At 72.2% G+C, this 26,097-nt stretch carries 23 protein-coding genes; 14 read left to right on the top strand and 9 right to left on the bottom strand.

Going from position 1 to position 26,097, the window contains the following annotated elements:
* The first annotated feature begins 236 nt into the window (after positions 1-236).
* The 4 genes from HJG45_RS17495 to HJG45_RS17480 all read left to right on the top strand — a co-directional run bounded on the left by HJG45_RS17495 (position 237) and on the right by HJG45_RS17480 (position 3,592).
* Positions 237-1,202 (top strand): ABC transporter substrate-binding protein, encoded by a 966-nt coding sequence (locus HJG45_RS17495; protein WP_254452590.1) that lies wholly within the window; start codon positions 237-239, stop codon positions 1,200-1,202.
* Positions 1,203-1,212: 10 nt separating this feature from the next.
* Entirely contained in the window at positions 1,213-1,971 is a 759-nt protein-coding gene (locus HJG45_RS17490; protein ID WP_171613389.1) for an ABC transporter permease, read from the top strand.
* On the top strand, positions 1,958-2,635 hold the full coding sequence (locus HJG45_RS17485; protein ID WP_171613388.1) for an ATP-binding cassette domain-containing protein: 678 nt from the start codon (positions 1,958-1,960) through the stop codon (positions 2,633-2,635). Before HJG45_RS17490 ends, HJG45_RS17485 begins: the two co-directional genes overlap by 14 nt.
* 282 nt (positions 2,636-2,917) lie before the next feature.
* Entirely contained in the window at positions 2,918-3,592 is a 675-nt protein-coding gene (locus HJG45_RS17480) for a response regulator (RefSeq protein WP_368040623.1), read from the top strand.
* Between the two features lie 160 nt (positions 3,593-3,752).
* On the opposite strand, the gene HJG45_RS17475 is transcribed toward HJG45_RS17480, so the two are convergent.
* The 4 genes from HJG45_RS17475 to HJG45_RS17460 all read right to left on the bottom strand — a co-directional run bounded on the left by HJG45_RS17475 (position 3,753) and on the right by HJG45_RS17460 (position 9,572).
* Positions 3,753-5,129, bottom strand: a complete 1,377-nt coding sequence (locus tag HJG45_RS17475) for a hybrid sensor histidine kinase/response regulator (RefSeq protein ID WP_171613386.1) — start codon at positions 5,127-5,129, stop codon at positions 3,753-3,755.
* Positions 5,129-6,280, bottom strand: coding sequence for an FIST N-terminal domain-containing protein (locus HJG45_RS17470; protein ID WP_217362958.1), 1,152 nt, complete (start codon positions 6,278-6,280; stop codon positions 5,129-5,131). Before HJG45_RS17470 ends, HJG45_RS17475 begins: the two co-directional genes overlap by 1 nt.
* A 146-nt stretch (positions 6,281-6,426) precedes the next feature.
* Positions 6,427-7,251: an ABC transporter permease gene (locus HJG45_RS17465; RefSeq protein WP_171613384.1), complete on the bottom strand. Its 825-nt coding sequence runs from the start codon at positions 7,249-7,251 to the stop codon at positions 6,427-6,429.
* A gap of 200 nt (positions 7,252-7,451) precedes the next feature.
* The gene (locus tag HJG45_RS17460) at positions 7,452-9,572 is read right to left on the bottom strand and encodes a catalase (protein WP_171613383.1); all 2,121 of its coding nucleotides are present in this window, start codon (positions 9,570-9,572) and stop codon (positions 7,452-7,454) included.
* A gap of 218 nt (positions 9,573-9,790) precedes the next feature.
* Here HJG45_RS17460 and HJG45_RS17455 point away from each other — a divergent pair, with 218 nt between their 5' ends.
* The gene (locus HJG45_RS17455) at positions 9,791-10,042 is read left to right on the top strand and encodes a DUF3297 family protein (RefSeq protein ID WP_171613382.1); all 252 of its coding nucleotides are present in this window, start codon (positions 9,791-9,793) and stop codon (positions 10,040-10,042) included.
* 15 nt (positions 10,043-10,057) lie between these two features.
* Positions 10,058-10,918: a formyltetrahydrofolate deformylase gene (gene purU, locus HJG45_RS17450; protein WP_171613381.1), complete on the top strand. Its 861-nt coding sequence runs from the start codon at positions 10,058-10,060 to the stop codon at positions 10,916-10,918.
* Between the two features lie 35 nt (positions 10,919-10,953).
* Here purU and HJG45_RS17445 read toward each other — a convergent pair whose 3' ends face one another.
* From HJG45_RS17445 to HJG45_RS17430, 4 genes are all read right to left on the bottom strand, one after another.
* Positions 10,954-11,928: a tripartite tricarboxylate transporter substrate binding protein gene (locus HJG45_RS17445; protein ID WP_171613380.1), complete on the bottom strand. Its 975-nt coding sequence runs from the start codon at positions 11,926-11,928 to the stop codon at positions 10,954-10,956.
* Positions 11,929-12,002: 74 nt separating this feature from the next.
* Positions 12,003-12,719: a ribonuclease activity regulator RraA gene (locus HJG45_RS17440; RefSeq protein ID WP_171613379.1), complete on the bottom strand. Its 717-nt coding sequence runs from the start codon at positions 12,717-12,719 to the stop codon at positions 12,003-12,005.
* A 25-nt stretch (positions 12,720-12,744) separates the two neighbouring features.
* The gene (gene araD / locus HJG45_RS17435) at positions 12,745-14,490 is read right to left on the bottom strand and encodes an L-arabinonate dehydratase (RefSeq protein WP_171613378.1); all 1,746 of its coding nucleotides are present in this window, start codon (positions 14,488-14,490) and stop codon (positions 12,745-12,747) included.
* Between the two features lie 106 nt (positions 14,491-14,596).
* Positions 14,597-15,580: a tripartite tricarboxylate transporter substrate binding protein gene (locus HJG45_RS17430; RefSeq protein ID WP_171613377.1), complete on the bottom strand. Its 984-nt coding sequence runs from the start codon at positions 15,578-15,580 to the stop codon at positions 14,597-14,599.
* Between the two features lie 117 nt (positions 15,581-15,697).
* Between HJG45_RS17430 and HJG45_RS17425 the strand changes: the two genes are divergently transcribed.
* The 3 genes from HJG45_RS17425 to HJG45_RS17415 all read left to right on the top strand — a co-directional run bounded on the left by HJG45_RS17425 (position 15,698) and on the right by HJG45_RS17415 (position 18,928).
* A complete protein-coding gene (locus tag HJG45_RS17425; RefSeq protein ID WP_171613376.1) occupies positions 15,698-16,411 on the top strand; it encodes a GntR family transcriptional regulator in 714 nt (237 codons plus the stop codon).
* 171 nt (positions 16,412-16,582) lie between these two features.
* Positions 16,583-17,257 carry a ribulose-phosphate 3-epimerase gene (gene rpe / locus HJG45_RS17420; RefSeq protein ID WP_171613375.1) on the top strand — a complete coding sequence of 225 codons (675 nt, stop codon included), beginning with the start codon at positions 16,583-16,585 and terminating at the stop codon, positions 17,255-17,257.
* 21 nt (positions 17,258-17,278) lie between these two features.
* Entirely contained in the window at positions 17,279-18,928 is a 1,650-nt protein-coding gene (locus HJG45_RS17415; protein WP_171613374.1) for a heparinase II/III family protein, read from the top strand.
* A gap of 16 nt (positions 18,929-18,944) precedes the next feature.
* On the opposite strand, the gene HJG45_RS17410 is transcribed toward HJG45_RS17415, so the two are convergent.
* Entirely contained in the window at positions 18,945-20,069 is a 1,125-nt protein-coding gene (locus tag HJG45_RS17410; protein ID WP_171613373.1) for a glycosyltransferase, read from the bottom strand.
* A 144-nt stretch (positions 20,070-20,213) separates the two neighbouring features.
* Between HJG45_RS17410 and HJG45_RS17405 the strand changes: the two genes are divergently transcribed.
* From HJG45_RS17405 to HJG45_RS17385, 5 genes are all read left to right on the top strand, one after another.
* Entirely contained in the window at positions 20,214-21,197 is a 984-nt protein-coding gene (locus HJG45_RS17405; protein ID WP_171613372.1) for an aldo/keto reductase, read from the top strand.
* A gap of 93 nt (positions 21,198-21,290) precedes the next feature.
* The gene (gene purH / locus HJG45_RS17400; protein WP_171613371.1) at positions 21,291-22,868 is read left to right on the top strand and encodes a bifunctional phosphoribosylaminoimidazolecarboxamide formyltransferase/IMP cyclohydrolase; all 1,578 of its coding nucleotides are present in this window, start codon (positions 21,291-21,293) and stop codon (positions 22,866-22,868) included.
* Between the two features lie 223 nt (positions 22,869-23,091).
* Entirely contained in the window at positions 23,092-23,703 is a 612-nt protein-coding gene (locus tag HJG45_RS17395; protein ID WP_171613370.1) for a carbonic anhydrase, read from the top strand.
* 105 nt (positions 23,704-23,808) lie between these two features.
* Positions 23,809-24,840, top strand: a complete 1,032-nt coding sequence (locus HJG45_RS17390; protein WP_254452589.1) for a DNA recombination protein RmuC — start codon at positions 23,809-23,811, stop codon at positions 24,838-24,840.
* Positions 24,837-26,084, top strand: a complete 1,248-nt coding sequence (locus tag HJG45_RS17385) for a nucleoside transporter C-terminal domain-containing protein (protein ID WP_171613369.1) — start codon at positions 24,837-24,839, stop codon at positions 26,082-26,084. Before HJG45_RS17390 ends, HJG45_RS17385 begins: the two co-directional genes overlap by 4 nt.
* The last annotated feature ends 13 nt before the right edge of the window (positions 26,085-26,097 follow it).

Genomic DNA, 26,097 nt, shown 5'->3' with positions numbered 1-26,097 from the left:
GTCTGGCAAAGCCGCAGCGGCGCAATGGGAAGGAGGCGGTCCCTCTCCGGTCCGGTGCCGCGCCGGCATCGATTCTGCCCTGGCGCGATGCAGTGAGCCCACAGGGCGCCGCCCCGCTCCGCGCCCCTGCGCGCGGCCGGCGCGGCGTCGGGTCCGGGCATGGATGCGCCGGCGGAAGTGGGATAAGCCATCCCTGGAGCCGGGACGTTCTTGCGCGGAACCGGGGAGGGATGGAGATGCGAAGACGGGACTGCGCGTGGCTGCTCGCCGGCCTGCCCTTCGTCGCGCGGGCGGCCGAGCCGCCGCGGATCCGCATCGGCATCCTGAAATTCGGCACCGTCGCCTGGGAGCTAGCGGTCATCGCGCGGCACGGCCTCGACAGGGCCGAGGGGATCCGCATCGAGACCTTCGAATTCGCCGGCAACGAGGCGACGCGGGTGGCGCTGCAGGCCGGCACCGTGGACCTGATCGTCGCGGACTGGCTCTTCGTCTCGCGCCAGCGGACGGAGGGCCAGCCGCTCGTCTTCGCAGCCTTCTCCACGGCGATCGCGGCGCTGCTGGTACCGCCGCGCTCCACGGCGACGGCGCTGGGCGACCTGCGCGGCCGCCGGATCGGCGTCTCGGGCGGGCCGCTCGACAAGGCCTGGCTGCTGCTGCTGGCCGAGGGGCGCCGGCAGGGCATCGATCTCGCCGCCGAGGCCGAGCCGGTCTACGGCGCCCCGCCGCTGCTGGTCGAGCGGATGCGGCGCGGCGAGCTGGATGCGGCGCTGCTCTTCTGGAATTTCGCCGCGGCGCTGGAGGCGGAGGGCCACCGCGAGCTGCTGCCGATCGAGGCGGTGGAGCGATCCCTCGGCGCGACCGCCCCGGTCGCCATGATCGGCCATGTCTTCGGCGAGCCCTGGGCCGGGGCGAACCGCCCGGCCATCGACGGCTTCCTGCGCGCCAGCGCCGCGGCGAAGCGGATCCTCGCCGAGAGCGACGCGGAATGGCAGGCTCTGCAGCCGCTGCTGCGCGCCTCCTCCGAGGCGATGGCCCTGCGGCTGCGCGACCGCTTCCGCGCCGGCATCCCGCGCCGCGCCGTCGCGGCGGAGGAAGCGGATGCCGCGCGGCTCTACGCCGTGCTGGCCGAGCTCGGCGGGCCGCGGCTGGTGGGCCACGCCGCCGCCCTCGCGCCCGGCACCTTCTGGCAGCCGGCGGCGTGAGACGGCCACGATGCGGCGGCTGAGCCTGCCGGCGCTGCGCCTCGTCTCGGCGCTGCTGCTGGTGGCGCTGTGGTGGGCGGCGGCGGCGATGGCGGATGACCGGGCGCTGCCGGGGCCGCCTGCGGTGCTGGCCGCGCTGCGCTCGGAGCTCGCCGCCGGGGCGCTGCTGCCGGCGCTGCTGGCGACCCTCGCCCGCGTCGCCGCCGCCTTCGTCCTCGCCATGGGACTCGGCAGCGCGCTCGGCTACGCCATGGGGCGGAACGGCATCGCCGATGCCGCGCTCGATCCCTGGGTGCTGCTGCTGCTGAACATCCCGGCGCTGGTCATCATCCTCCTCGCCTATATCTGGTTCGGCCAGACCGAGGCGGCGGCGATCGGCGCGGTGGCGCTGGCCAAGCTGCCGAATGTGGTGGTGGTGGTGCGGGAGGGGGCACGCGCCCTCGACCCCGCGCTCGACGAGGTGGCGACCGCCTATCGCCTCACCCCCTGGATGCGGCTGCGGGAGGTGGTGCTGCCGCAGCTCGGCCCCTTCCTGGCGGCGGCGGCGCGCTCAGGCCTCGCCATCCTCTGGAAGATCGTGCTGGTGGTGGAGCTGCTCGGCCGACCGAGCGGCGTCGGCTTCGAGATGAACATGCGCTTCCAGCTCTTCGACGTGCCGGGGCTGCTGGCCTATTCCCTGGCCTTCGCCGCGGTGATGCTGGCGATCGAGGGCTTCGTGATGCAACCCGTGGAGCGGCGGGCGCGGGCATGGCGCGGTGCCGCCGCTTGAGCTGAGCATCCGGCGCAAGCTGTACCGCCGGGCCGGCGCCGTGCCGGTGGAGGCGGTGCGCGACCTCGCGCTCGACTTTCCCGTCGGCTCCGTCACCGCGCTGTTCGGCCCCTCCGGCTGCGGCAAGACGACGGCGCTGCGCATCCTGATGGGGCTCGACCCGGATTTCGAGGGCGAGGTGCGGCATCGCCCGCCGCGACTCGGCGTGGTGTTCCAGGAGCCGCGCCTGCTGCCCTGGCGCAGCCTCGGCGAGAATCTCCGCATCGTCGCCCGTGCCGCCGGACTGCCGGAGCCGCCGGTGGAGGCGCTGCTGTCCCGGGTCGGCCTGGCCGGCTGGGCCGCGCGCTACCCGCGCGAGCTCTCCCTCGGCATGGCGCGGCGGGCGGCGCTCGCCCGCGCGCTGGCGGTGGAGCCCGAGCTGCTGGTGCTCGACGAGCCCTTCGTCTCGCTCGACGAGACGACGGCGGTGCAGCTGCGGGCGCTGGTCGGCGCCGTGCTGGCGGAACGGCGTATCACGGCGGTGCTGGTCACGCATGCGCTCGAGGATGCGGCGGCGCTCGCCGACCGCATCGCCGTGCTGACGCCGCGGCCGGCCCGGCTGCAGCGGCTGGTGACGGTGCCGCGCGGCGACCTGGCCGGGCTGCGCGCGGCGCTCGCCGGCTGAGCGGCAGCGGCTGGCACCAAAGGGCAATGGGGCGCGCGGTGGAAGAGCGCTAGCGTGACCGGCAGGGCCGCTGACGGGCGCCCCGGTCCGCATCGCCGCCCGATCCCGAGGAGCCAAGGCATCCAGGATGCACGACAGCCGGGCCGCCATGCCGGTCCATCCGCCATCCCGCCTGGCGACCGGTGGCAAAGCGCCGGGCCGGGCCCATTATCGCGGATGAGGCGCGGCACCGACCGGGCCCATGCCGCCCCCGCCGCTCCGCCGCAGATAGGTGTCGCCGCCGTGGTCCAGATTCTGATCGTCGACGACCATCCGCTGTTCCGGGAGGCGCTGCGCGGCGCGGTGACCGCGGTGCTCGACGGCGCCGAGGTGGAGGAGGCGGACGGGGTCGATGCGGCCTGCCGGGTGCTGGAGCGGCAGCGCAATCTCGACCTCGTGCTGCTCGATCTCGGCATGCCGGGCGTCGCCGGCTTCGAGGGGATGATCGCGCTGCGCTCCCGCTTCCCGCGGGTGCCGGTGGTGATCGTCTCGGGCCATGAGGATCCGCGGGTGATGCGCGAGGCGATCCGCCTGGGCGCCGCGGGCTTCGTGCCGAAGAGCATCGAGCGACCGGTCCTCGCCGAGGCGCTGCGGGCGGTGCTGAACGGCGAGGTCTACATGCCCGCCGGCACCCCGGCGGCTCCCGCCGGCGAGGCGCGGGGCGAGGGGATCGCCGCGCGGCTCGCCGAGCTGACGCCGCAGCAGCTTCGCGTGCTGCAGATGATCCGCCAGGGGCTGCTGAACAAGCAGATCGCGCATGAGCTCGGGATCGGCGAGACGACGGTGAAGGCGCATGTTTCCGAGGTGCTGCGCAAGCTGAAGGTGGTCAGCCGCACCCAGGCGGTGATCGAGACGGCCAAGCTCGACCTTTCGGCGCTGGAGCGGATCGCGGGAGGGCGCGAGCGCCCGGACGCGTGAATCCGCTCCGCGTCAGGGGCGGATGGCGGATCGCGGGAGGGCGCGAGCGCCCGGACGCGTGAATCCGCTCCGCGTCGGGGGCGGATGGCGGATCGCGGGAGGGCGCGAGCGCCCGGAGGCGTGACGCCGGACGGCCAACCTGCCGAAAGCGACGCCGGCATCACGCAGCCGGAGCGTGGGCGAGGAGATGCGCCATCAGCGCCCGCAGGGCGGCGGGCCGCACCGGCTTGCGCAGCAGCTCGCAGGCGGCGCCGCGCACCGCCGTCGCCACCTCCTCCGAATGATCGGCGCTGACGACGATGGCGGGCAGGCCATGGCCGAAGCGCCGCCGCAGTCGGGCGATGACCGAGACGCCGTCGACATGGTCATCGAGGTGGAAGTCGGTGACGAGCAGGTCGGGGCGGCGTTCCAGCCGGCCGACCAGCCGGCGGAGCGCGGCGGGGCTGCGGGCCGCCAGCACGTGGCAGCCCCAGCGCTCGAGCAGCCGGGCCATCGCCGCGAGCGTCGCATCGTCATTCTCGACCAGGATGACGAGCGCCCCGGCGATGCCGTCGAGACCGTCATCAGCGCCGGGGGAGGGGGCGGGCTCCGCCGGCAACGCCGGGGCGGCCGCACGCGGCAGGGACAGGCTGAACACCGAGCCGGCGCCGGGCTTCGAGCGGAAGTCGAGCCGGTGACCGAGCGCGCGCGATTGCCGGCGGACGATGGCGAGGCCGAGGCCGAGCGCGACCTCCTCGCCCCCGGCCATGGCGCCCCGGTGGAACTCCTCGAAGATCAGCTCGCGGTCCCGCTCCGGGATGCCAATGCCGGTATCGGCCACCACGATGACGCAGTCCCCGCCGTGGCGCCGGGTGCCGAGCAGGACACCGCCGCGCCGCGTGTAGCGGATGGCGTTGGAGAGCAGGTTCTGCAGGATCCGTTGCAGCATCACCGGATCGCTGCGGACCGCCACCGTGCCGGGCCGTACCCGCAGCCGCAGGCCCTTGCGCTCGGCGAGCGGGCGGAAGGTCGCCTCGAGCGCGGCGAAGCAGCCATCGAGCGCGAAGTCCTGCAGGCTCGGCCTGACCAGCCCGGCATCCAGCTTCGAGATGTCGAGCAGAGTGCGGATCAGGTCCTCGATCGTCTGCAGCGAACGCTCGACGCGCAGGGCGACGCGGCGTGCCTCGGCCTCCGCCTGCAGGTCGACCAGGGTCGACATGAAGAGCCGGGCGGCGTTCAGCGGCTGCAGCAGGTCGTGGCTGGCGGCGGCGAGGAAGCGGGTCTTGCTGCGATTGGCCTGCTCCGCCTCCTCCTTCGCGGCCGCGAGGGCGGCGTTGCTGCGTTCCAGCTTGCGCAGGGCCTCGGTCAGCTCCTGGGTGCGGCTGCGCACCTGCGCCTCGAGACCGATCGCGGTCTGGAACAGGGAGAAGGCGCTGCCCTGGCGGTCGATCGAGCGCTCGACGCGCTCGATCAGCACGGCATTGATGCGCTCGAGCTTGGCGATCCGGCGTTCGAGCGCCTCGCGGCTCTCCCTCGGCGGGCCGGGGCGCGCGGCCATCAGCCGAGGCGGGGCCGGCCGATGGCGACACCCGAGAAGGTCTGGTTCAGGTGCATGCCGCCGAACTGCTCGCCATAGGTGAAGAAGCCGACCACGCCATGCCGGCGGTAGAGATCCTCGATCCGCGGCCGCAGCCGGCGGCGCGCCGCATCCAGGCGCCGCAGGACGCAGTCGAAGCCGATCACCAGGTCGATGCCGCCGAGCGACTGGTCGAGCCGCGCCAGCTCCGCCTCGGCCGAGCTGATGAGGTCGCGCGGCCGGGCGATGGTGAGCACCACGCCGTCGTCGATGGCGCAGAAGAAGGAGAGGGAGCCATCCGGATTCACCCGCTGGATCGAGCGGCAGTAATGGCTGCCGCCGATGCGCACGACGACGGGGTGCGAGGCGAAGAGCATCGGCGTCAGCTCGCCCGGCGTGACCCCGACCGCGGCGGCGTATTCCTCGGCGGCCGGCTCGGCATTCAGCTCATGGACGATCCGCCGCTCCGGATCGCAGCGCGTCACCACCAGCTTGCGGTCGGTCGGCACGAAATTGTCGTTGCGGAACACCTCCGCCAGATGGTCGGTGTCGACCAGGACGATCACCGCGGCATGGTGATAGACTTGGCCGCCATACAGCTGGGAGGTCACGCCGAAGCTGAGGCCGTCGCCAGCCGAGCCGCCGACGATCGGGATGTCGTCGAGCGCCATGGCCACGGTGGAGACGCACATCTCCTCGCGGTAGGACATGCCGTCGATGAAGATGAGGCCGAAGCGGTGGCCGGGCGCCGCGGCGCGCTCGCCGCAGCGGCGTTCCAGCGCGGCGCGCAGCCGGCGCGCCACGGCGGCGCCGCTCTCGACCGTCAGGCCGCGCACATCGGGGATGACGTCGGTGACGACGCGAAAGCCCTCGCGCGGCAGGGCCATGGCGACAACGGTGTCATGCGCGACGCCGTCCGGGGTGATCTCCCCGGCGGTGCTGCAGCCAGCGACCGGCAGGCCCGGGAAGGCGGCGGCGAGGCCGCTGGCGAGCGCATCGGCATCGATGCTCGGCGCGAAGAAGACCAGCAGCTGCCCGTAGAGGCCGGGATCGATCCGCGTCTCAAAGGCCGCCACGGCCGCCTCTGCCGTTCCGGCCGCGCTCCAGAGCGTCAGCACGCCCGAGACGTGCATCCTGGCCCCTGTCCTGGACTCCGGGCGCATGCCTCGCAAAGCCGTTTCCCCGCCGGTGCCGCGCCCGGTGGGCGGCATTATGCGGATTGCGCCGGGCCGCCGCAACGGAGCCGGGTGCGGCGGCCCGGACGGCCGCCATCCCCGCTTCAGGCGGCGGCGCGGCGCGCCAGCATGCCCCGCTGCGGGTCGTAGCCGAGGACGGCGGCGCCGCCGAAGATCAGCAAGGCCAGGGTCACGGCCGCGAAGGAGACCGGATCGAACTTCGCATAGAGGGCGAAGCGGATCAGCTCCACCGCCTGGGTGAAGGGGTTGGCCTGGCAGATCCAGTAGAGCGTCAGGCTCGCCTCCTGCACCCGCCAGAGCGGATAGAGGGCGGAGGAGGCGAAGAACATCGGGAAGATGACGAAATTCATCACCCCGGCGAAATTCTCGAGCTGCTTGATCCAGGAAGACAGCAGCAGGCCGAGCGCGCCGAGCATCATCCCCGCCAGGACCAGGGCCGGCAGCACGGTGAGGTAGCCGATGGGCGGCGGCTCCACCTCCCAGAAGCGGGCGACGATCAGGAAGACATAGACCTGCGCCACGCCCACGAGGACCGAGGCCAGCAGCTTGCAGAAGAGCAACCACCAGCGCGGCAGGGGGCTGGTCAGCAGCACCCGCATGCTGCCGACCTCGCGGTCATAGACCAGGGACAGGCTGCTCTGCATGCCCTGGAACAGCAGGACCATGCCGGCGAGGCCGGGGACGATGTAGACCTCGTAGAGCACATAGGTCTCGTAGGGCGGGCTGATCGAGACGCCGAGGACGAAGCGGAAGCCGGCGGCGAAGATCGCCAGCCAGACCAGCGGACGCACCAGGGCCGAGAAGAAGCGGCTGCGCTGATGGATGAAGCGCAGCGCCTCCCGCCGCACGATGCCAAGGAGGCAGCGAAGCCAGGCGGTGGCGGTCAGGGACGGTCCTGGATGCGACATGCGACGATCTCCCGGGCGCAGGATGGCGCGCCGGGGCCGGTCGGGCCAGAGGGAGGGGAGAGGACGGGTTCATGTGCCAATGGACCGGCCTCTTGGCCGATCCGAGGCCCCGAACGGGCTCGCCGGCCGTGCCCTTCGGCGCGACGCGGCGAAGCCAAGCAAACCGGAGGTTTGCGCCCGGCGACTGAGGGCCGTTGATGTCAGACCGCGTGCACCTGCGCCTCCCGCTCCCAGAAGCGGACGCCGCGGCAGGCCTCGAGGAAGGCCTTGGCATCGGTCGGCTTGCGCAGGGCGACGAAGCCGCCATCCATCTCCGTCAGGCCGGCCTTCTGAAACAGCGGCTGCGCCGTCTCGGCGTAGCCGATGAACTTGGCATGGGCGTAGGCGTCGTTGACGAAATCCTTCGCCGTCGCCTCCCTGGCCAGCAGCGCCGCGCCCTCGGCCGAGGGCAGCACCGCCACCGCATCGTAGAGGACGGAGGGGCCGCCATTCACCTTCTGCTTCGCCGGCACGGTCTTGCCGTCGCTGGTGGTCACGCCGCCGACCTTCGGCGCGACGAGCTCGAGCAGCGCGCCCTCGGCCTTGGCCGCCGCCTGCAACGCGGCGAGCAGCCCGGCATCTGCGCCATCGGTCACCAGCACGCCGATCTTGCGGCCTTGCATGCTCTTCGGCCCGTTGCGCTGGATGCTGAGGGCGGGCGAGGGCGGCAGGGTGGTGATAACCGGCCGGGCCGGGGGCGCGGCCTCCGGCATGGTGGGGAGGCCGAGGCCCGTGGCGACCTTCCTGGCGAGGTCCTCGTCGACATTCATCAGATGCGCGACGACGCGGGCGCGGATCGCCGGGGTCTCGACCTTGCTGAGCTCGAAGACGAAGGCGTCCTTGATGTGCGTCTGCTCGACCGGCGTCTGGCTGATGTAGAATTGCCGGGCCTGGCTGTAATGGTCGGCGAAGAGCTCGGCGCGAATCCGCCGCTTCTCCCCGGATTCGGCGGCCGGATAGGTCTGGAAGCTCCGCTCGCGCGATTCGCGCGGCCCGCCATTCTCGGCGCCCCAGGAATTCGGCTCGTAATTGGCGCGGCCGCGCGGGTTGCGCATGGCCATATGGCCATCCTGCTGGAAATGCGTGACCGGGGATTTCGGCGCGTTCACCGGGATATGGGTGAAGTTCGGGCTACCGAGCCGCTTCAGCTGGGTGTCGAGATAGGAGAAGTTGCGGCCCTGCAGCAGCGGGTCATTGGTGAAGTCGATGCCGCGCACGATGTTCTGGGTGCAGAAGGCGACCTGCTCGGTCTCGGCGAAGAAATTGTCCACCGTGCGGTCGAGCACCATCCGGCCGACGATGCGCACCGGCACCAGCTCCTCCGGGATGATCTTGGTCGCGTCCAGCACATCGAAATCGAACTTGTCCGCGAAGGCCTCGTCGAAGACCTGCAGGCCCAGCTCCCATTCCGGAAAGTCGCCGGTCTGGATGGCGTCCCAGAGGTCGCGACGATGGAAGTCGGGATCGGCGCCGTTGATCTTCACCGCCTCGTTCCAGACCACCGATTGCAGGCCGAGCTTCGGCTTCCAGTGGAATTTCACGAAGCTCGACTGGCCTTTGGAGTTGACCAGCCGGAAAGTGTGGACGCCGAACCCCTCCATGAAGCGGAAGGAGCGGGGGATGGTCCGGTCGGACATGATCCAGAGCAGCATGTTGACCGATTCGGGCGACAGCGAGACGAAGTCCCAGAAATTGTCGTGCGCCGTCTGGGCCTGCGGGAAGCCGCGATCCGGCTCCTGCTTCGCCGCATGGATCAGGTCGGGGAATTTGATGGCATCCTGGATGAAGAAGACCGGGATGTTGTTCCCGACCAAGTCCCAATTCCCCTCCTTGGTGTAGAACTTCACTGCGAAGCCGCGCACGTCGCGCGCGAGGTCGGGCGAGCCCTTGTTGCCCGCGACGGTCGAGAAGCGGACGAAGACCGGCGTCTTCTCACCCTTGCGCTGGAAGAGATCGGCGCAGGTGAGGTCGGAGAGGGAGTCCGTGGTCTCGAAGGTCCCGTGCACGCCGAAGCCGCGGGCATGCACCACCCGCTCCGGGATGCGCTCGTGGTCGAAATGGAAGATCTTCTCGCGGAAGTGGAAATCCTCGAGCAGCGTCGGGCCACGCGGGCCGGGGCGCAGCGAGTTCTGGTCGTCGGCGACGGGGATGCCCTGCTGGGTCGTCAGGGTCGCAACCTTGCCGCCGGCGACCTGGTGCGTCTCGCCGCCCTGGCCACGCAGGATCTCGGCATCGGCGATCCGGGCAGGGGTCAGCGGGTCGGTATTCGGGTCTGCAGGCATGGAACAAATCTCCTGGCAGCGTCCACCGGCCCCGGTCGCGAGACCGGGCCGGGCCGCTCGCGGCGACAACGCGGCAAGGCTGCCGCCGTTGGGCGGCAGCGGCACTCGTTGCGCCTGTCGGACGAAAGGACCAATGGGCGGATTGGCAGACGCGCCGCGGCTGGTTAGGACCGGGTGTCGCGCGGCCCTGCTCCGCGCCCGAAGCGTGAGTTGCCGCCATGACCGAGACCCTGCCCGACCGCCTCTCCACCGATCCCGCCAGCCCCTACTACGACGAGGCGCTGCTGCAGCGGGGCGTCGGCATCCGCTTCAAGGGCGTCGAGAAAACCAATGTCGAGGAATACTGCGTCTCCGAGGGCTGGGTGCGGCTCTCGGTCGGCAAGACGACGGACCGGCGCGGCCGGCCAATGACGATGAAGCTGCAGGGCACGGTCGAGCCCTATCTCCGCGACGCCCCTCCCGAGGCCTGAGCGGGAGGCCCGACCATGTCGGCGATCCGGCACGTCCTGACGCTCTCCTGCCCGAACCGCCCCGGCATCGTCGCCGCGGTCTCGACCTTCCTGTTCGAGGCCGGCGCGAACATCGCCGAGGCGCAGCAATACGACGATGCCGAGACGACGCGCTTCTTCGCCCGGATCGTCTTCGACCATCCGCGGGGCGTGCCGGACGAGGCGGCGCTGCGGGCCGGGCTGGCGCCCATCGCCGAGCGCTTCGCCATGCGCTGGGCCCTGCGCGACCTGGCGGACAAGCCGCGGGTGATGCTGCTGGTCTCGAAATTCGACCATTGCCTGGCCGATATCCTCTATCGCTGGCGGATCGGCGAACTGCCGATGGTGCCCTCGGCCATCGTCTCCAACCACCCGCGAGAGACCTTCGCGCATCTCGACTTCGCCGATATCCCCTTCCATCACCTGCCGGTGACGAAGCAGACCAAGCTGGAGCAGGAGGCGGCGATCTGGGCGCTGGTGCAGGAGACGCGGAGCGAGCTCGTCATCCTCGCGCGCTACATGCAAGTGCTCTCGGACGGGCTGGCGGCGAAGCTTGTCGGGCGCTGCATCAACATCCACCATTCCTTCCTGCCCGGCTTCAAGGGCGCCCGGCCCTATCACCAGGCGCATGCCCGGGGGGTGAAGCTGATCGGCGCCACGGCGCATTACGTGACCGCCGATCTCGACGAGGGGCCGATCATCGAGCAGGACGTTGAGCGGGTGACGCATCGCGACAGCCCGGACGACCTGGTGCGCAACGGCCGCGACATCGAGCGGCGGGTGCTGTCGCGGGCGCTGCGCTGGGTGCTGGAGAGCCGGGTGATCCTGAACGGCAGCAAGACGGTGGTATTCAGCTAGGATCCCCCGGCTAGGGTCCCTGGCGCCGGGGGGCCTCAGTCCGGCGTGATGTTGCCGACCTGCACCACATGCCGCCAGCGGGTGATCTCCCTTCCCTGAAAGGCGGCGAATTCCTCCGGGCTGTTCGCCACCACCTCGAAGCCCATCTCGGCCAGCTTGCCCGTCACCGCCTCGCTGCGCAGCGCCCCGGCGACGGCGTCGTGGATGCGTTGCAGCAGCGGCGGCGGCAGCGTGGCCGGGCCGCCGAAGCCTTGCCAGGAATAGACCACGAAATCGGCGAGCCCCGCCTCCGCCGCGGTCGGCACGGCGGGCAGCAGCGGGCTGCGCGCCTCGGCGGTGATCAGCAGCGGCCGCACCCGCCCGTCCTGGATCTGGCCGATGATGGAGCCGAGATTCTGGAAGGAGAGCTGGGTGTCGCCGGCGATCAGGCTGGTCGTCGCCGGCGCGCCGCCGGAATAGGGGATATGGGTGATGTCCGTCCCCGTCGCCTGCTTGAACATCTCCATGGTCAGGTGGTCGGAGGAGCCGACGCCGCTGGTGGAATAGGCGGCCTTGCCCTTCTGCGCCCGCAGCCAGGCGATCAGCTCCTTCAGGTCCTTGGCCGGCACCTTCTGCGGGTTCACCACCAGCACGTTCGGCGTGCGCACGGTCTGGGTGACGCGGGCGAGCTGCGTCACCGGGTCGTAGCCGAGATTGGGCCGCAGCGCGACGTTGATCGCCCAGGTGCTGATCGGGGCGTGCAGCAGGGTGGTGCCGTCCGGCGCCGAGCGGATCACCTGCCGCGCACCCACCTCGCCGGTCGCGCCCGGGCGGTTCTCGACCACGAAGGGCTTGCCGCTGCTCTGCTGCAGCGACTGCGCGATGGCGCGGGCGATGATGTCGGAGGAGCTGCCGGCGGCGAAGGGCACGATGATGGTCACGGTGCGCGACGGCCAGTCCTCCTGCGCGCGGGCGCGCAGCGCTGGCATGGCGAGCAGGGCGGCGGCTCCGAACAGGCTGCGGCGATGCATGTCCCGGTGTTCTCCCTCAACGACAGGATGCGGGCCGGGACCGGCCGGCGAAGGCCCGCCGGCCCCGGTTCGCCTCAGCGACCCTTGGCCTTCCGCCAGGCGGCGAATTCCTCGAGACTCTTCGGATCGGTCGCCGGGTAGAGGCCGCGGATGCTGCGTCCCTCGGCCACCTTCTCGGTGACGAAATCCTCGTAGGCGGTCATCTCGGTCGCCTCGGCCGCGAGCTCATCGGCGAGATGCGCGGGCAGCACGATGACGCCATCGGCATCGCCCACCAGCACGTCGCCCGGGAAGACCGGCGCGTCGCCGCAGGCGATCGGCTCGTTGATGCCGATCGCCTGGTTCAGGGTCAGGTTGGTCGGTGCCGAGGGACGCTGGTGGAAGGCCGGAATGCCGAGGGTCGCGATCTCCGCGCTGTCGCGGAAGCCGCCATCGGTGACGACGCCAGCGGCGCCGCGCGCCTTCAGCCGTCCCACCAGGATGCCGCCGGCCGAGGCGGCGCGGGCATCCTTGCGGCTGTCGAAGACCATCACCGCGCCGGGTGGGCATTCCTCGATCGCCTTGCGCTGCGGATGCGTCGGGTCGCGGAATACCTCGAGCCCGTTCAGGTCCTCGCGTGCCGGGATGTAGCGGACGGTGAAGGCCTCGCCCACCATGCTCTCGGCCGGGCGGTGCAGCGGCAGCACGCCCTGGATCATCTGGCCGCGCAGCCCGCGCTTGTAGAGCGCGGTGGCGAGGGTCGCGGTGCTGACCCGCCTGAGCTTGTCGCGGGTCTCGGGGCTGAGGGCCATGGCGTATCCTCTCCTTGCAGATGGCTCAGTAGATGACCGGCTCGGCGACGGGGGCGCCGAAATCGGTGCGCAGGAAGTCGAAGTCGCAGCCCTCGTTGGCCTGCTGGATGTGCTTGGTGAACATCCAGCCATAGCCGCGCTCGAAGCGCACCGGCGGCGGCACCCATTCGGCGCGGCGCCGCGCCAGCTCCTCCTCGCTCACCTCCATGCGGATGGAGCGGGCATCGACGTCGACGCTGACGATGTCGCCGGTCTTCAGCAGCGCCAGCGGCCCGCCGACATAGCTCTCGGGCGCCACGTGCAGCACGCAGGCACCGTAGGAGGTGCCGGACATGCGGGCGTCGGAGAGCCGCAGCATGTCGCGCAGGCCCATCTTCAGCAGCTTCTTCGGCATCGGCAGCATGCCCCATTCCGGCATGCCCGGCCCGCCCCGCGGCCCGGCATTGCGCAGCACCAGCACGCTGTCGGGCGTGAAGGGGAAGCTCTCGTCCTCCACCGCCTTCTTCATCGCGGGGTAGTCGTCGAAGACGAAGGCCGGGCCGGAATGCTTCAGGAATTTCTGGTCCATCGCCGCCGGCTTGATGACGCAGCCATCGGGGGCGAGGTTGCCCTTCAGCACGGCGAGCGAACCCTCGCCATAGATCGGGTTGTCGAGGCTGCGGATGACGTCGTCGTTGTAGACCCGTGCGCCCTCGATGTTCTCGGCCACCGTGCGGCCGGTGCAGGTGACGCAGCCGAGGTGCAGATGCGGCGCGATCCGGCCCATCAGCGCCCGGATGCCGCCGGCATAGAAGAAGTCCTCCATCAGGTACTTGTCGCCCGAGGGGCGGACATTGCCGATGACCGGGACCTTGCGGCTGTAGCGCTCGAAATCGTCGAGGCCGATATCCTGGCCGGCGCGGCGCGCCATGGCGATCAGGTGGATGATGGCGTTGGTCGAGCAGCCCATGGCCATGGCGACGGCGATGGCATTCCCGAAGGCCTCGCGGGTCTGGATGCGCTGCGGCGTCAGGTCCTCCCAGACCATCTCGACGATGCGCCGGCCGCTCTCGGAGCAGAGGCGGATGTGCCCGGCATCGGCGGCGGGGACGGAGGAACCGCCCGGCAGCACCATGCCGACCGCCTCGGCGATCGCGGTCATGGTGGAGGCGGTGCCCATGGTCATGCAGGTGCCATGGCTGCGGGCGATGCCCGCCTCGACGCCGAGCCAGTCCTGCTCGGTGATCTTGCCCGCCCGCAGCTCGTCCCAGTACTTCCAGCTGTCGGAGCCGGAGCCGAGCACCTTGCCCTGCCAGTTGCCCCGCAGCATCGGCCCTGCGGGCACGAAGATCGCCGGGATGTTCATGCTGGTCGCGCCCAGCAGCAGGCCGGGCGTGGTCTTGTCGCAGCCGCCCATCAGCACCGCGCCGTCGACGGGGTGGGAGCGCAGCAGCTCCTCCGTCTCCATGGCCAGCATGTTGCGGTACATCATCGTCGTCGGCTTGACGTAGCTCTCCGAGACGCTGATCGCGGGCAGCTCCACCGGGAAGCCGCCGGCCATCAGGATGCCGCGCTTCACGTCCTCGGCCCGCTGTCGCAGATGCGTGTGGCAGGGGTTGAGGTCGGACCAGGTGTTGACGATGGCGATTACCGGCTTGCCCTGCCACTCCTCCGGCGCGTAGCCCATCTGCATGGCGCGGGAGCGGTGGCCGAAGCTGCGGAGATCGGCCGGGCCGAACCAGCGGGCGGAACGCAGATCGGCGGCCTGCTTGCGGGGCGGGAGCTTGGTCATCGGGACATGTCCTGTCAGGCGATCACGGGGGGAACGCCGGCCTTCCGGCGGGTCGGCACCTTTGTCTAACGCAGGGCCCGGGCGGCGTCGCGGGGGCCGCGCCGGGTCAGTCGAGCTGGATCTTCGCCCGGCGGGCGACCTCGCCCCAGCGAGCGGTCTCGCTGGCGACGAAGCGGCCGAATTCCTCCGGCGTGTTGCCGACCGGGGTGATGCCGAGCTCCTGGAAGCGGGCCGCGACGCCGGGGCTGGCCAGCGCCGCCACCGCCTCCCTGTGCAGCCGGGCGATGATCGCCGGCGGCACCTTCGCGGGTGCGAAGAACCCGTGCCAGGAAAGGCTCTCGAAGCCCGGCACGGTCTCGGCGACCGCCGGGATGTCGGGCGCCGCCGGGCTGCGTTGCGGGGTGGTGACGCCGAGGATGCGGAACTTGCCTTCCCGCGCGAAGGGCAGGACCGAGGAGAGATTGTCGAAGGCCATGGGCAGCTCGCCCGTCATCAGCGCCGTCGTCACCTGGCCGCTGCCGCGATAGGGCACATGCTCGATCTGCGTGCCGGTCATCTGCATGAAGAGCGCCCCGGCGAGATGCACCGAGGTGCCGACGCCCGAGGTGCCGAAGGCGGTGTCGCCGGGCTTCTTCTTCAGGAAGGCGATGAGCTCGGCGATGCTCTTCGGCGGGAAGTCGTTGGCGACGGCGATGGCGTTGGGCTGCGCCGCGAGCTGGGTGATGGGCGCGAAGTCGCGCGCCGCGTCATAGGGCATCTTCGGCGTGATCGCCGGGTTGATGGCATGGCTGCTGATGGTGCCGAGGCAGAGCGTGTAGCCATCCGGCACCGCCCGGGCGCAGGCCTCGGAGCCGATATTGCCGCCGGCGCCGGCCTTGTTCTCGACCACGATGGGCTGGCCGAGCGACTTGCTCATCTCGGTGCTCACCAGCCGGGCGATGGTGTCGGAGACGCCGGCCGAGAAGGGGACGATCAGCCGGACCGGCTGGCTCGGCCAGGCCGGCTGGGCCCGGGCAGCGGGACCGGCGGGGGCGCAGAGGGGAAGGGCGGCGAGCGCGGCGAGGGCGACGCGGCGGGTCGGTAGCGGCATGGGTTTCCTCCGAGGCCGGGAGCCGGCCCTATCTTCTCTGAGATCCCATATATCAGATTTCAGACATCCGGCAAGATATTGGCTGTTGGGGCTGCGTCTGGTATGCCCTCGACTTCCATGACCGCGACCGATCTCGCCTCCGCCGATGCCGGATTTCCGGCCATCGCGCCGCTCGCGCCGCGCCGCTCGGCGGCCGAGATCGCCTATGAGCGCCTGCGCGCGGCGGTGATCACCCTGGCCCTGCCGCCCGGGACCGTCCTCTCCCGGACGGCCCTCGCCGCCCGGCTTGGCGTCAGCCAGACCCCGGTGCGCGAGGCCCTGCTGCGGCTGCAGGAGGAGGGGCTGATCGACGTCGTCCCGCATTCGGCGACGCGGGTGGCGAAGATCGACATGGCCAGCGCGCGGGAAGCGAATTTCCTGCGCCTCGCTCTGGAGGTCGAGATCGTCCGCCGCCTCGCCGCCGCGCCCTCCCCGGTGCTGGCCGGCGGGCTGCGCGCCGAGGTGGCCCGGCTGAAGGAGCTGCGCCTGCAGGACGAGCAGGCGGGCTTCGCCGAGGCCGACGAGGCCTTCCACGGCCTGCTCTACGGCGCCGCCGGGGTGCCGCGCCTGCGCGATCTCATCCGCAGCCGCAGCGGCCATCTCGACCGGCTGCGTCGGCTGCATCTGCCGAGCCCGGGCAAAGCGGACCAGATCGTCGCCGACCATGCGGCCCTCGCGGATGCGATCATCGCCGGCGAGCCGGCGGCGGCGGAGCGGCATCTGCGGCGCCATCTCTCCGGCACCTTCGCCGATATCGAGCGCATCCGCGCCGAGGCCCCAGCCTATTTTTGAGCGCCCCGCGACGGCGCCGCGCCGGCATGGGCGCCCCGGGAAGAGGGACCCCGGGCCCGAGGCCGGCCGGCGGAAGCCGGCGGAACCTCACGCTTCCGGCATCGCCGGGGGGCCGATGCCTGGCCGCCGTGCCTTGCCCGGCCTCTGGCGCCGCCGCTAGAAGCTGTTGCAATGCCCTCCCGTCCGATCCGCATCGCGCCCTCCCTGCTTGCCGCCGACTTCGCCCGCCTCGGCGAGGAGGCGCGGGCCGTGGCCGCGGCCGGGGCGGACTGGCTGCATCTCGACATCATGGACGGCCATTTTGTGCCGAATATCAGCTTCGGGCCGGTGGTGGTGAAGGCGCTGCGCGGGCAGGTCGACATCCCCTTCGACGTCCATCTGATGATCGCCCCGGCCGATCCCTATCTCGTCGCCTTCGCCGAGGCGGGCGCCGACCTCATCAGCGTGCATCCCGAGGCGGGACCGCACCTGCACCGGACGCTGCAGACCATCCGCGGCCTCGGCAAGCAGGCCGGGCTGGTGCTGAACCCGGCGACGCCGGTCTCGGCGGCGGAGAACGTCCTCGATCTCTGCGACCTGATCCTGGTGATGTCGGTCAATCCGGGCTTCGGCGGCCAGTCCTTCCTCGACAGCCAGCTCGGCAAGATCGCCACCCTGCGGCGGATGATCGATGCGCATGTCGCCCGCGGCGGCCAGCTGATCGCGCTGCAGGTCGATGGCGGCGTGACGGCGCGGACCGCCGGGCGCTGCGTGGAGGCCGGCGCGGATGTGCTCGTCGCCGGCACCGCCGTCTTCGGCGCCGCCGATTATGCGCGGGCAATTGCGGATATCCGGAGTGCTGCCTGATGCGGCTGGCGGGGGCTGCCGATGCGTGACCTGATTCGCGGCACCCGCCGCTTCATCGCCGGGCTGAAGCCGGTCCGCGTGCCGGAGGCGCCGGCGCGCTCCTTCCGCGACCTCTGGCCGGGCGATCCCGGCCGCGCCGCCCGGCTGCTCCGCGGCGAGTACGAGGTGCAGGGCACCATTCGGCCGCTGGAGCCGGGCGGGGAGGGCTGGGAGGCCGAGGCCGGCCCGGTCACCTGGCGGGCGGCGGCGCATGGCTTCGCCTGGCTGCGCGACCTGCGGGCACTCGGCACCGACACCGCCCGGCTGCGCGCCCGCGACCTCTCCGAGGACTGGCTGCTGCGCGGCGGCCAGGAGATCCTCGCCGTGGCGCCCGAGGTGGCGGCAGCCCGCGTCTCCGCCTGGCTCGGCCACTGGGACTTCCTGGCGGCGACGGCCGAGGACGGCTTCCGCCGCAAGCTGCTGGTCCGCCTCGCCCAGGATGCGCGCGGCGTCGTCGGCGGCCTGCCGGCCGAGGCGCTGCATCGCGGCGCGCTGGTGACGCTGAAGGGCGCGATCGCCGCCGCCGTGGCGCTGGAGGAGGAGGCCTGGATGACCCGGGCGCTCCGCTTCCTGCCCGGCGAGCTGGAGCGGCAATTCCACCCCGATGGCGGCCATGTCGAGCGCTCCCCGACGCAGCTCCTGCAGGCGCTGCAGGACCTGATCGAGATCCGCAACCTGCTGCACGGCGCGGGCATCAACGCCCCGGCCCTGCTCTCGACGGTGCTGGAGCGCGCCGGCCAGGCGCTGCGCCTCTTCCGCCACGGCGATGGCGGCCTCGCCCAGTTCAACGGCACGCGGGAGGAGGGGGCCGGCCTGGTCGACCTCGTCCTCACCCAGGGCCAGGCGCGCGGCCGGGCGCCGCTGCTGCTCGAGGAGAGCGGCTTCCACCGGCTGCAGGCCGGCCGCACCCTGGTCATCGCCGATGCCGGGCCGCCGCCGCCCGGCCGGGCGCGAGACGCGCAGACCGGCCTGCCGCGCGGCGCCGACCGCTTCGCCCATGCCGGCACGCTCTCCTTCGAGATGTCGGTCGGGCGCGACCGGGTCATCGTCAATTGCGGCGCCGCGCCGGCCGCCGAGGCCGATTGGCGCGACGCGCTGCGGGCGACGGCGGCGCATTCCACCCTGGTGCTCGCCGATACCAACAGCAGCGAGCTGAAGGAGGAGGGCCTCGGCCGCCGGCCCGAGCGGGTCGAGGCCGACCGGCAGGAGGCCGACGGCGCGCAATGGCTGGATGCGACGCATGACGGCTGGCGCAAGCCCTTCGCCGCCACGCATCGCCGCCGCCTCTATCTCGACCGCGAGGGCAACGACCTGCGCGGCGAGGACCTGGTCGAGATGGCGGAGGCCGATGCGCCAGCGCCCGGCTACCTGATCCGCTTCCACCTGCATCCCGCCGTCACCGCCACGCTGCAGGCCGAGGAGCAGGCGGCGCTGCTGAAGCTGCCTTCCGGCCAGCTCTGGCGGCTGCGCGTCAAGGGCGCGAAGGTCGCCCTCGAGGACAGCCTCTATCTCGGCGGCAGCGAGCCGCGCAAAACTACCCAGATCGTCCTCACCGCCGAGCCGCAGACCACGACGGTGCAATGGGCGATCGGCCGCGCCCAGATCCAGGGCGGCGACCCCGCGGATAGCTGAGGGGGCCGGCCTCCCGTCAGAGGCCCAGCAGGTCGAGGGTTCGCGCCACCACCTTCGCCTCGGTGTAGCGCGCGAGCGCCCGGGCGCGGCCGGCGGCGCCCATGCGGGCCCGTTCCGCCGGATCGGCGGCGAGGCGGCGCAGCGCGGCCGCCAGCGGCGCCGCCTCGGCCGGCGGCACGAGCAGCCCGGTCTCGCCCGGCACCACCATCTCCCGCGGGCCGCTGACATCGGTGCTGACCACCGGCAGGCCGCAGAGCATCGCCTCGATCACCGACATCGGCAGCCCCTCGAAATGCGAGGGCAGGGCGAAGACATCCGCCGCCGCCAGCAGCCGCGCCACGTCGGTGCGGTAGCCGAGGCGACGCAGGCGCGGGCCGAATTCCGCCTCGGCCGCGGCGAAGAGCGGCTCGAGGTCCTCGCCATGATCGGTGGGCAGCCGCTCGCCCACCACCCAGAGCAGGCAATGCGGCGGCGTGTCGCGCAGCGCCGCCAGCAGCTCGTGATAGCCCTTGTGCCGCACCAGCCGCGAGACGGCGATGGTGACGCAATCCCCGGGCGCGGCGCCGAGCTCGGCCCGCAGCGCGGCGCGGGCCGCGGCGTCGGGATGGAAGCGGGACGGGTCGCGGCCATTGCCGACGGCGACCGGGTGCGGGTGGATGCCGCGCCGCTTCGCATCCGCCGCCTCCTCCTCGCTGACGGTGAGGAAGATGTCGGTGATCCGCCCCGCCGCGCGTTCCAGAGCCAGGGAGAGGCTGCGCCGCCAGGCCGGGCCGGGCTGGTTGAAGAGGAATCCGTGGCAGGTATAGGCGATGCGTGGCCGGCCATCGCCCCGGCGCGCGAGCCGGGCGGCGAAGCGCGCCAGCAAGCCGCTGATCGGCATATGGCCGTGCACCAGGTCGAAGCGCTCCTCCCGCAGGATGCGCAGCAGGGCGCGGAAGGCGCGGAGCTGGGCGAGCGGGTTCAGCGAGCGCGCCATCGGCACCGGGATGATGCGGAATCCCTCCTGCCGCGGCAGGTCGAGCAGCGGCCCTTCCGCGCAGAGCCCCACCACCTCATGCCCGCGCTCGCGCGCGCCGCGCATCAGCGGCAAGAGGAAATGCCGCAGGGCGAAATCGACATTGACGACCTGGGCGACCTTCACGCGGCGCGTTGCCTTCCGGTTGGGGGGAGATGGGGCGATATCACGCCGACATGGCGCCAGGAAGCCGGGCGGCAGGGTAGGGCGGGGCTTGCGACCGGGCGCGAAGCGGCCTCCCCTCGGCGGAGAAGGAACGAGGAACGTCCGATGCCCGACACCGCCCGCTTCCGCCCGCCGGGGCCGCTCGGCTTCGGCGGCGCGCCGCTCGGCAACATGTTCGCCCCGATCCCGGAGGCGACCGCCGAGGCGGTGCTCGAAGCCGCCTGGGAGAGCGGCATCCGCTTCTACGACACCGCCCCGCATTACGGCGCCGGGCTCTCCGAGCACCGCTTCGGCCATATGCTGCGGCAGCGCCCGCGCGAGGACTACGTGCTCTCGACCAAGGTCGGCCGGATGCTGCGCCCCGACCCCGCCGCGCCGCGCGAATACCGCATGTTCCGCGACCCGCTGCCCTTCCGGGTCGAGTACGACTATTCCGCCGATGCGGCCCTGCGCTCCGTGGAGGACAGCCTGCAGCGCCTCGGCCTCGCCCGCATCGACATCGCCCTGATCCACGACATCGCCGAGGACACGCATGGCGCGGAGTGGGAGCGGGTCTTCGACGCGGCGATGGCCGGCGCCGCGCCTGCCCTGACCCGGCTGCGCGAGGAGGGCGTCATCCGCGCCTGGGGGCTCGGCGTGAACCGGCCCGAGGCCTGCCTGTGGGCGCTGGAACGGGCTGATCCCGACCTCTTCCTCATCGCCGGCCGCTACACCCTGCTCGACCAGGGGGCGCTCGCCGCTCTGCTGCCGGCCTGCCTGCGGCGCGGCGTCGCCGTCATCATCGGCGGGCCGTATAATTCCGGCCTGCTCGCCGGCGGCGGGACCTTCGACTACCGCGAGGCGCCGCCTGAGCGCGTCGCGGCCCGGGACCGGCTGGCCGCGCTCTGCGCCCGCCACGGCGTCGACCTGCGCGCCGCGGCGCTGCAATTCGCCGCCGCGCATCCCGCCGTCGCCGCCGTCATCCCGGGCGCGGTCGAGCCGGCGCAGGTGCGGGCGAATGCGGCGCTGATGCGCACCCCGATCCCGCCGGCGCTCTGGCAGGAGATGCGTGAGGCGGGGCTGCTGCCGCCGGAGGCGCCGACACCCTGACCTGCCATGGGTGCAGGGGAGGATGGCGGGGGGGCGAGGTTGCCGAGGCGCGGGCTCCGGCAGTATGCCGCGCCCGATCCGGAGTGCCCCCCAATGACCGATCCCGTCCCCGTCCGCCGCGCGCTGCTATCCGTCTCCGACAAGACCGGGCTGGTGGAATTCGCCCGCTTCCTCGCCGGGCGGGGAACCGAGATCCTCTCGACCGGCGGCACCGCGAAGGCGCTGCGCGAGGCGGGCATCCCGGTGAAGGATGTCTCCGAGCATACCGGCTTCCCGGAGATCCTGGACGGGCGGGTGAAGACGCTGGTGCCGCAGGTGCATGGCGGGCTGCTCGGCCGGCGCGACCTGGAGGAGCACCAGGCGCAGATGCGGCAGCATGCCATCGCGCCGATCGATCTGGTGGCGGTGAACCTCTACCCCTTCGAGGCGACGGTGGCGAAGGGCGCCGGCTTCGAGGATTGCATCGAAAACATCGATATCGGCGGCCCGGCGATGATCCGCTCGGCGGCGAAGAACCATGCGCATGTCACGGTGCTGACCGAGCCCGCGCAATTCGCCGAGGTGCAGGCGGAGATCGCGGCGCAGGGCGGCACCCGCCTGGCGACCCGCCGGCGCCTCGCCGCCGCCGCCTATGCCCGCACGGCCGCCTATGACGCGGCCATCAGCCGCTGGTTCGCCGGCCAGCTCGGCGAGGAATTCCCGCCGCGCCTCGCCTTCGCCGGCATCCTGAAGCAGACGCTCCGCTATGGCGAGAACCCGCACCAGCAGGCGGGCTTCTACCTCGATGGCAGCGATCGGCCCGGCATCGCCACGGCGCGGCAGGTGCAGGGCAAGGAGCTCTCCTACAACAACCTGAACGACACCGACGCCGCCTTCGAATGCGTCGCCGAGTTCGAACGCCCGGCGATCGTCATCGTCAAGCACGCCAATCCCTGCGGCGTCGCCATCGCCGACGATCTCGCCAGCGCCTGGGACGCGGCGCTGCGCTGCGACCCGGTCTCGGCCTTCGGCGGCATCGTCGCCGCCAACCGGCCGCTCGACGCCGCCGCGGCGGAGAAGATCGCGGCGATCTTCACCGAGGTGGTGGTGGCCCCCGATGCCGACGCGGCGGCGCAGGCGGTCTTCGCCCGGAAGAAGAACCTGCGCCTGCTGCTGACCGGCGCCATGCCCGATCCGGCGGCGCCGGGCCTCACCTTCCGCTCGGTCGCCGGTGGCTTCCTGGCGCAATCGCGCGATGCCGGCCGCGTCACGGCCGAGGCGTTGAAGGTGGCGACGCGGCGCGCCCCGACGCCGCAGGAGCTGGAGGACCTGCTCTTCGCCTTCCGCGTCTGCAAGCATGTGAAGTCGAACGCCATCGTCTATGCCAAGGGGCTGGCGACGGTCGGCATCGGCGCGGGGCAGATGAACCGGGTCGAGAGCAGCCGCATCGCCGCCTGGAAATCGGAGGCGGCGGCCAGGGCGGCGGGGCTGCCGGAGCCGCTGGCCAAGGGCTCGGTCGTCGCCTCGGACGCCTTCTTCCCCTTCGCCGACGGGCTCGAGACGGCGGCGGCGGCGGGCGTCACGGCGGTGATCCAGCCGGGCGGCAGCATCCGTGATGCCGAGGTGATCGAGGCCGCCGACAAGGCGGGGCTCGCCATGGTCTTCACCGGCATGCGGCATTTCCGACACTGATGCTATCCCCACGACGTTGCTGCGCGCTGTCGCGGAGGCCCCGTGATCGCCCTGGACCCAAGATGCGTCACAGCCTGTCGCGGCGGAGCCGCGGCAGGGCAACGGGTGGCGGTATGGAAACGAGGGGGGCGGAACCGGGCGAGGGCGGCGGTCGTTGCGCGGCATTCTTCTGGCAAGGAGCGGCGAGCCTGGCATCGGGCGGACCGGGCGATGAGGGCAGGGCATGGAGAGGCTGATCGGGGGCTACCGGCGGTTCCGCGCCGAGACCTGGCCGCGCGAGAAGGCGCGCTTCGAGGAACTGGCCGAGCAGGGGCAGCGGCCGCGGACCATGGTGATCGCCTGCTCCGACAGCCGGGTCGATCCGCAGATGATCTTCTCGGCCGGGCCGGGCGAGCTTTTCGTGGTGCGCAACGTCGCCAACCTCGTGCCGCCCTACATGCCGGATGCCGCCTTCCACGGCACCAGCGCCGCGGTGGAATTCGCGGTGCGCGTCCTCGGCGTGCGGGATCTGGTGGTCATGGGCCACGCGCTTTGCGGCGGCGTCCGGGCGCTGCTGGAAGGGGTGCCGCCGGCGGCCGGGGATTTCGTCGCCGGCTGGATCAGCATCGCCGACCGCGCCCGGCAGGTGGCGCTCGCCTGCGACACGCCGGAGGCGCGGCAGGAGGCCTGCGAGCATGAGGCGGTGCGCATCTCCCTCGCCAACCTGATGACCTTCCCCTGGGTGGCGGAGGCGGTGGCGGAGGGGCGCCTCGCCCTGCACGGGGCGCATTTCGGCGTGGCGACCGGCCAGCTCGTGCTGCTGCAGCCGGATGGCCGCTTCGCCCCGCCCCCCTGAGCCGGGACAGCGCCGCGAGGCTGGCCCCGGACCTTCGCGCGATGCGACAGTGCTCGGGGCCGCGACTCGGGGGCGCGGCCGCAGGGATCACCGGGGGAGGGCCGCTTGCCCGATTGGCTGCTGCCATTGCTGGTGCCGCTGGCGGCCGGCCTCGCCGGCGCGCTGCTGGCCGGCGCCATCGCCCTTGCCTTCCGGCTGCAGGGAGGGGGAGGGGGAGGCGAGGCGGTGCTGCTGCTCGCCGAGCGGATGGAGGCGCTGTCCGACCGGCTGGACCAGGCTGTCGCGGCGCAGAACGAGCGGCTCGGCCGGGCGCTCGCCGACAGCGCCGAGCGCACCCAGGAGAGCGCCCGCCGCATCCATGAGCGGCTGGCGGTGATCGACGCGGCGCGCGCCAATATCGAGGCGCTGGGCGGGCAGGTGACGACGCTGGCCGGCATCCTCGGCAACAAGCAGGCGCGCGGCGCCTTCGGCGAGGTGCAGCTCCGCGACATGCTGGCCGACCGGCTGCCGGCCGAGGGCTGGGCCTGGCAGCACAGCCTGGCCAATGGCACGCGCTGCGACGCGCTGATCCGCCTGCCCTTCCCGCCGGGGCCGATCGCCATCGACAGCAAATTCCCGCTCGAGGCCTGGCAATCGCTGCGCCGCGCCCCGGACGAGACGGCGCGCATCGCCGCCGAGCGCCGCATGGCGGCCGATATCCGCAAGCATGTCGACGACGTCGCCCGCAAATATGTCTGCCCCGGCGAGACCGCCGAGGGGGCGCTGATCTTCCTGCCCTCCGAGGCGCTGCATGCCGACCTGCACGCCCTTTTCGGCCCGCTGGTCGCCGAGGCGGCGCGGCGCGGCGTCTATCTCGTCTCGCCCGGCACGCTCTGGGCGGTGCTCGGCGCCATGCGGGCGCTGATGCGCGATGTTCGGCTGCGCTCGGAGGCGCAGCAGCTCCGGCGCGAGGTGGCGCGGCTGGCCGAGGAGACCGGCCGGCTCGACCGCCGCGTCGCCAGCCTGAAGCGGCATTTCGCCGAGATGCAGGCGGATGTGCAGGGCATCGAGATCACCGCGCAGAAGATCACCGCCGCCGGGGGGCGGATCGAGGCGGTGGAGCTGGCGGAGGCGCCGGTGCCGCGCGCCGCCGAGTGAGCCTGCTGCAGCTCCAGGCGCTGCTCGGCCTGCCGCTGCTCTGCCTGCTGGCCTGGACCTGCGGCGGCTGCCGGCGCGGCGTGCGGGCGCGGGTGGTGGTGGCGGGGCTGCTCGGCCAGCTGCTGCTCGCCGGGGCGCTGCTGCACATCCCGCCGCTGCGCGCCGGCTTCGCCGCGGCGGGCGATGCGGTGGAGGCGCTGGCGCGGGCGACGCGGGCTGGCACCACCCTGGTCTTCGGCTATCTCGGCGGCGGGCCGCTGCCCTTCGCCGAGACCGTGCCGGGCGGCAGCTTCATCCTCTTCTTCCAGGCGCTGCCGCTGATCCTGCTGGTCGGAGCGCTCTCGGCGGTGCTCTATCACTGGCGGGTGCTGCCCTGGGTGGTCGACCTGCTGGCGGGCGGGCTGCGGCGCCTCTTCGGCCTGTCCGGCGCCTGCAACCTCTCCGTCGCCGCCAATGTCTTCGTCGGCATGGTGGAGGCGCCGCTGCTGATCCGCCCCTGGCTCGGCACGCTGACCCGGGCTGAGCTCTTCGTCACCATGGTCGCCGGCCTCGCCACCATCTCGGGCAACATGCTGGTGGTCTATGCCACCATGATCGCGCCGGTGGTCCCCGATGCGGCGGGGCAGTTGCTGACGGCGAGCCTGATCGCCGCCCCGGCCGCCATCCTCGCCGCCCTGCTGATGCATCCCGAGGAGGCCGCGTCGACCGCCGCGGCGCCGGAGGGCGCCATGCCGCGCCTCTACGACAGCACCATGGACGCGCTGGTGCGCGGCACCGCCGACGGGCTGCAATTGCTGCTCGGCATCATGGCCTCGCTCATCGTCTTCGTGGCGCTGGTCGCGCTGCTGAACGCGATGCTGGCGCCGCTGACCGGCCTGACGCTGGAGCGGATCGCGGGCTTCCTCTTCTGGCCGCTGGCCTGGGCGATGGGCGTGCCGGCCGAGGAATGCGCGGCGGTCGGCCGCAGCCTCGGCATCAAGGTGGTGGTGAACGAGTTCGTCAGCTACCTGGAGCTGGCCAGCACCGGCGGCGCCGGGCTTTCCGAGCGCTCGCGCATCATTCTCACCTATGCGTTGTGCGGCTTCAGCAATTTCGCCTCGGTCGGGATCATGGTGACCGGCATGGCGGCGCTCTGCCCGGAGCGGCGGGCGGAGATCACCACGCTCGGCCTGCCGAGCCTCGTCGCCGCCAGCATCGCCTGCTGCATGGCGGGCGCCACGGTCGGCGTGCTGACGGCGCCCTGATGGGGAGAGGGAG

Source organism: Roseicella sp. DB1501, assembly GCF_013112485.1.
Lineage (GTDB): Bacteria > Pseudomonadota > Alphaproteobacteria > Acetobacterales > Acetobacteraceae > Paracraurococcus.
The sequence above is the reverse complement of the archived record's forward strand: the minus strand, read 5'-3'. Positions and strand labels throughout refer to the sequence as shown.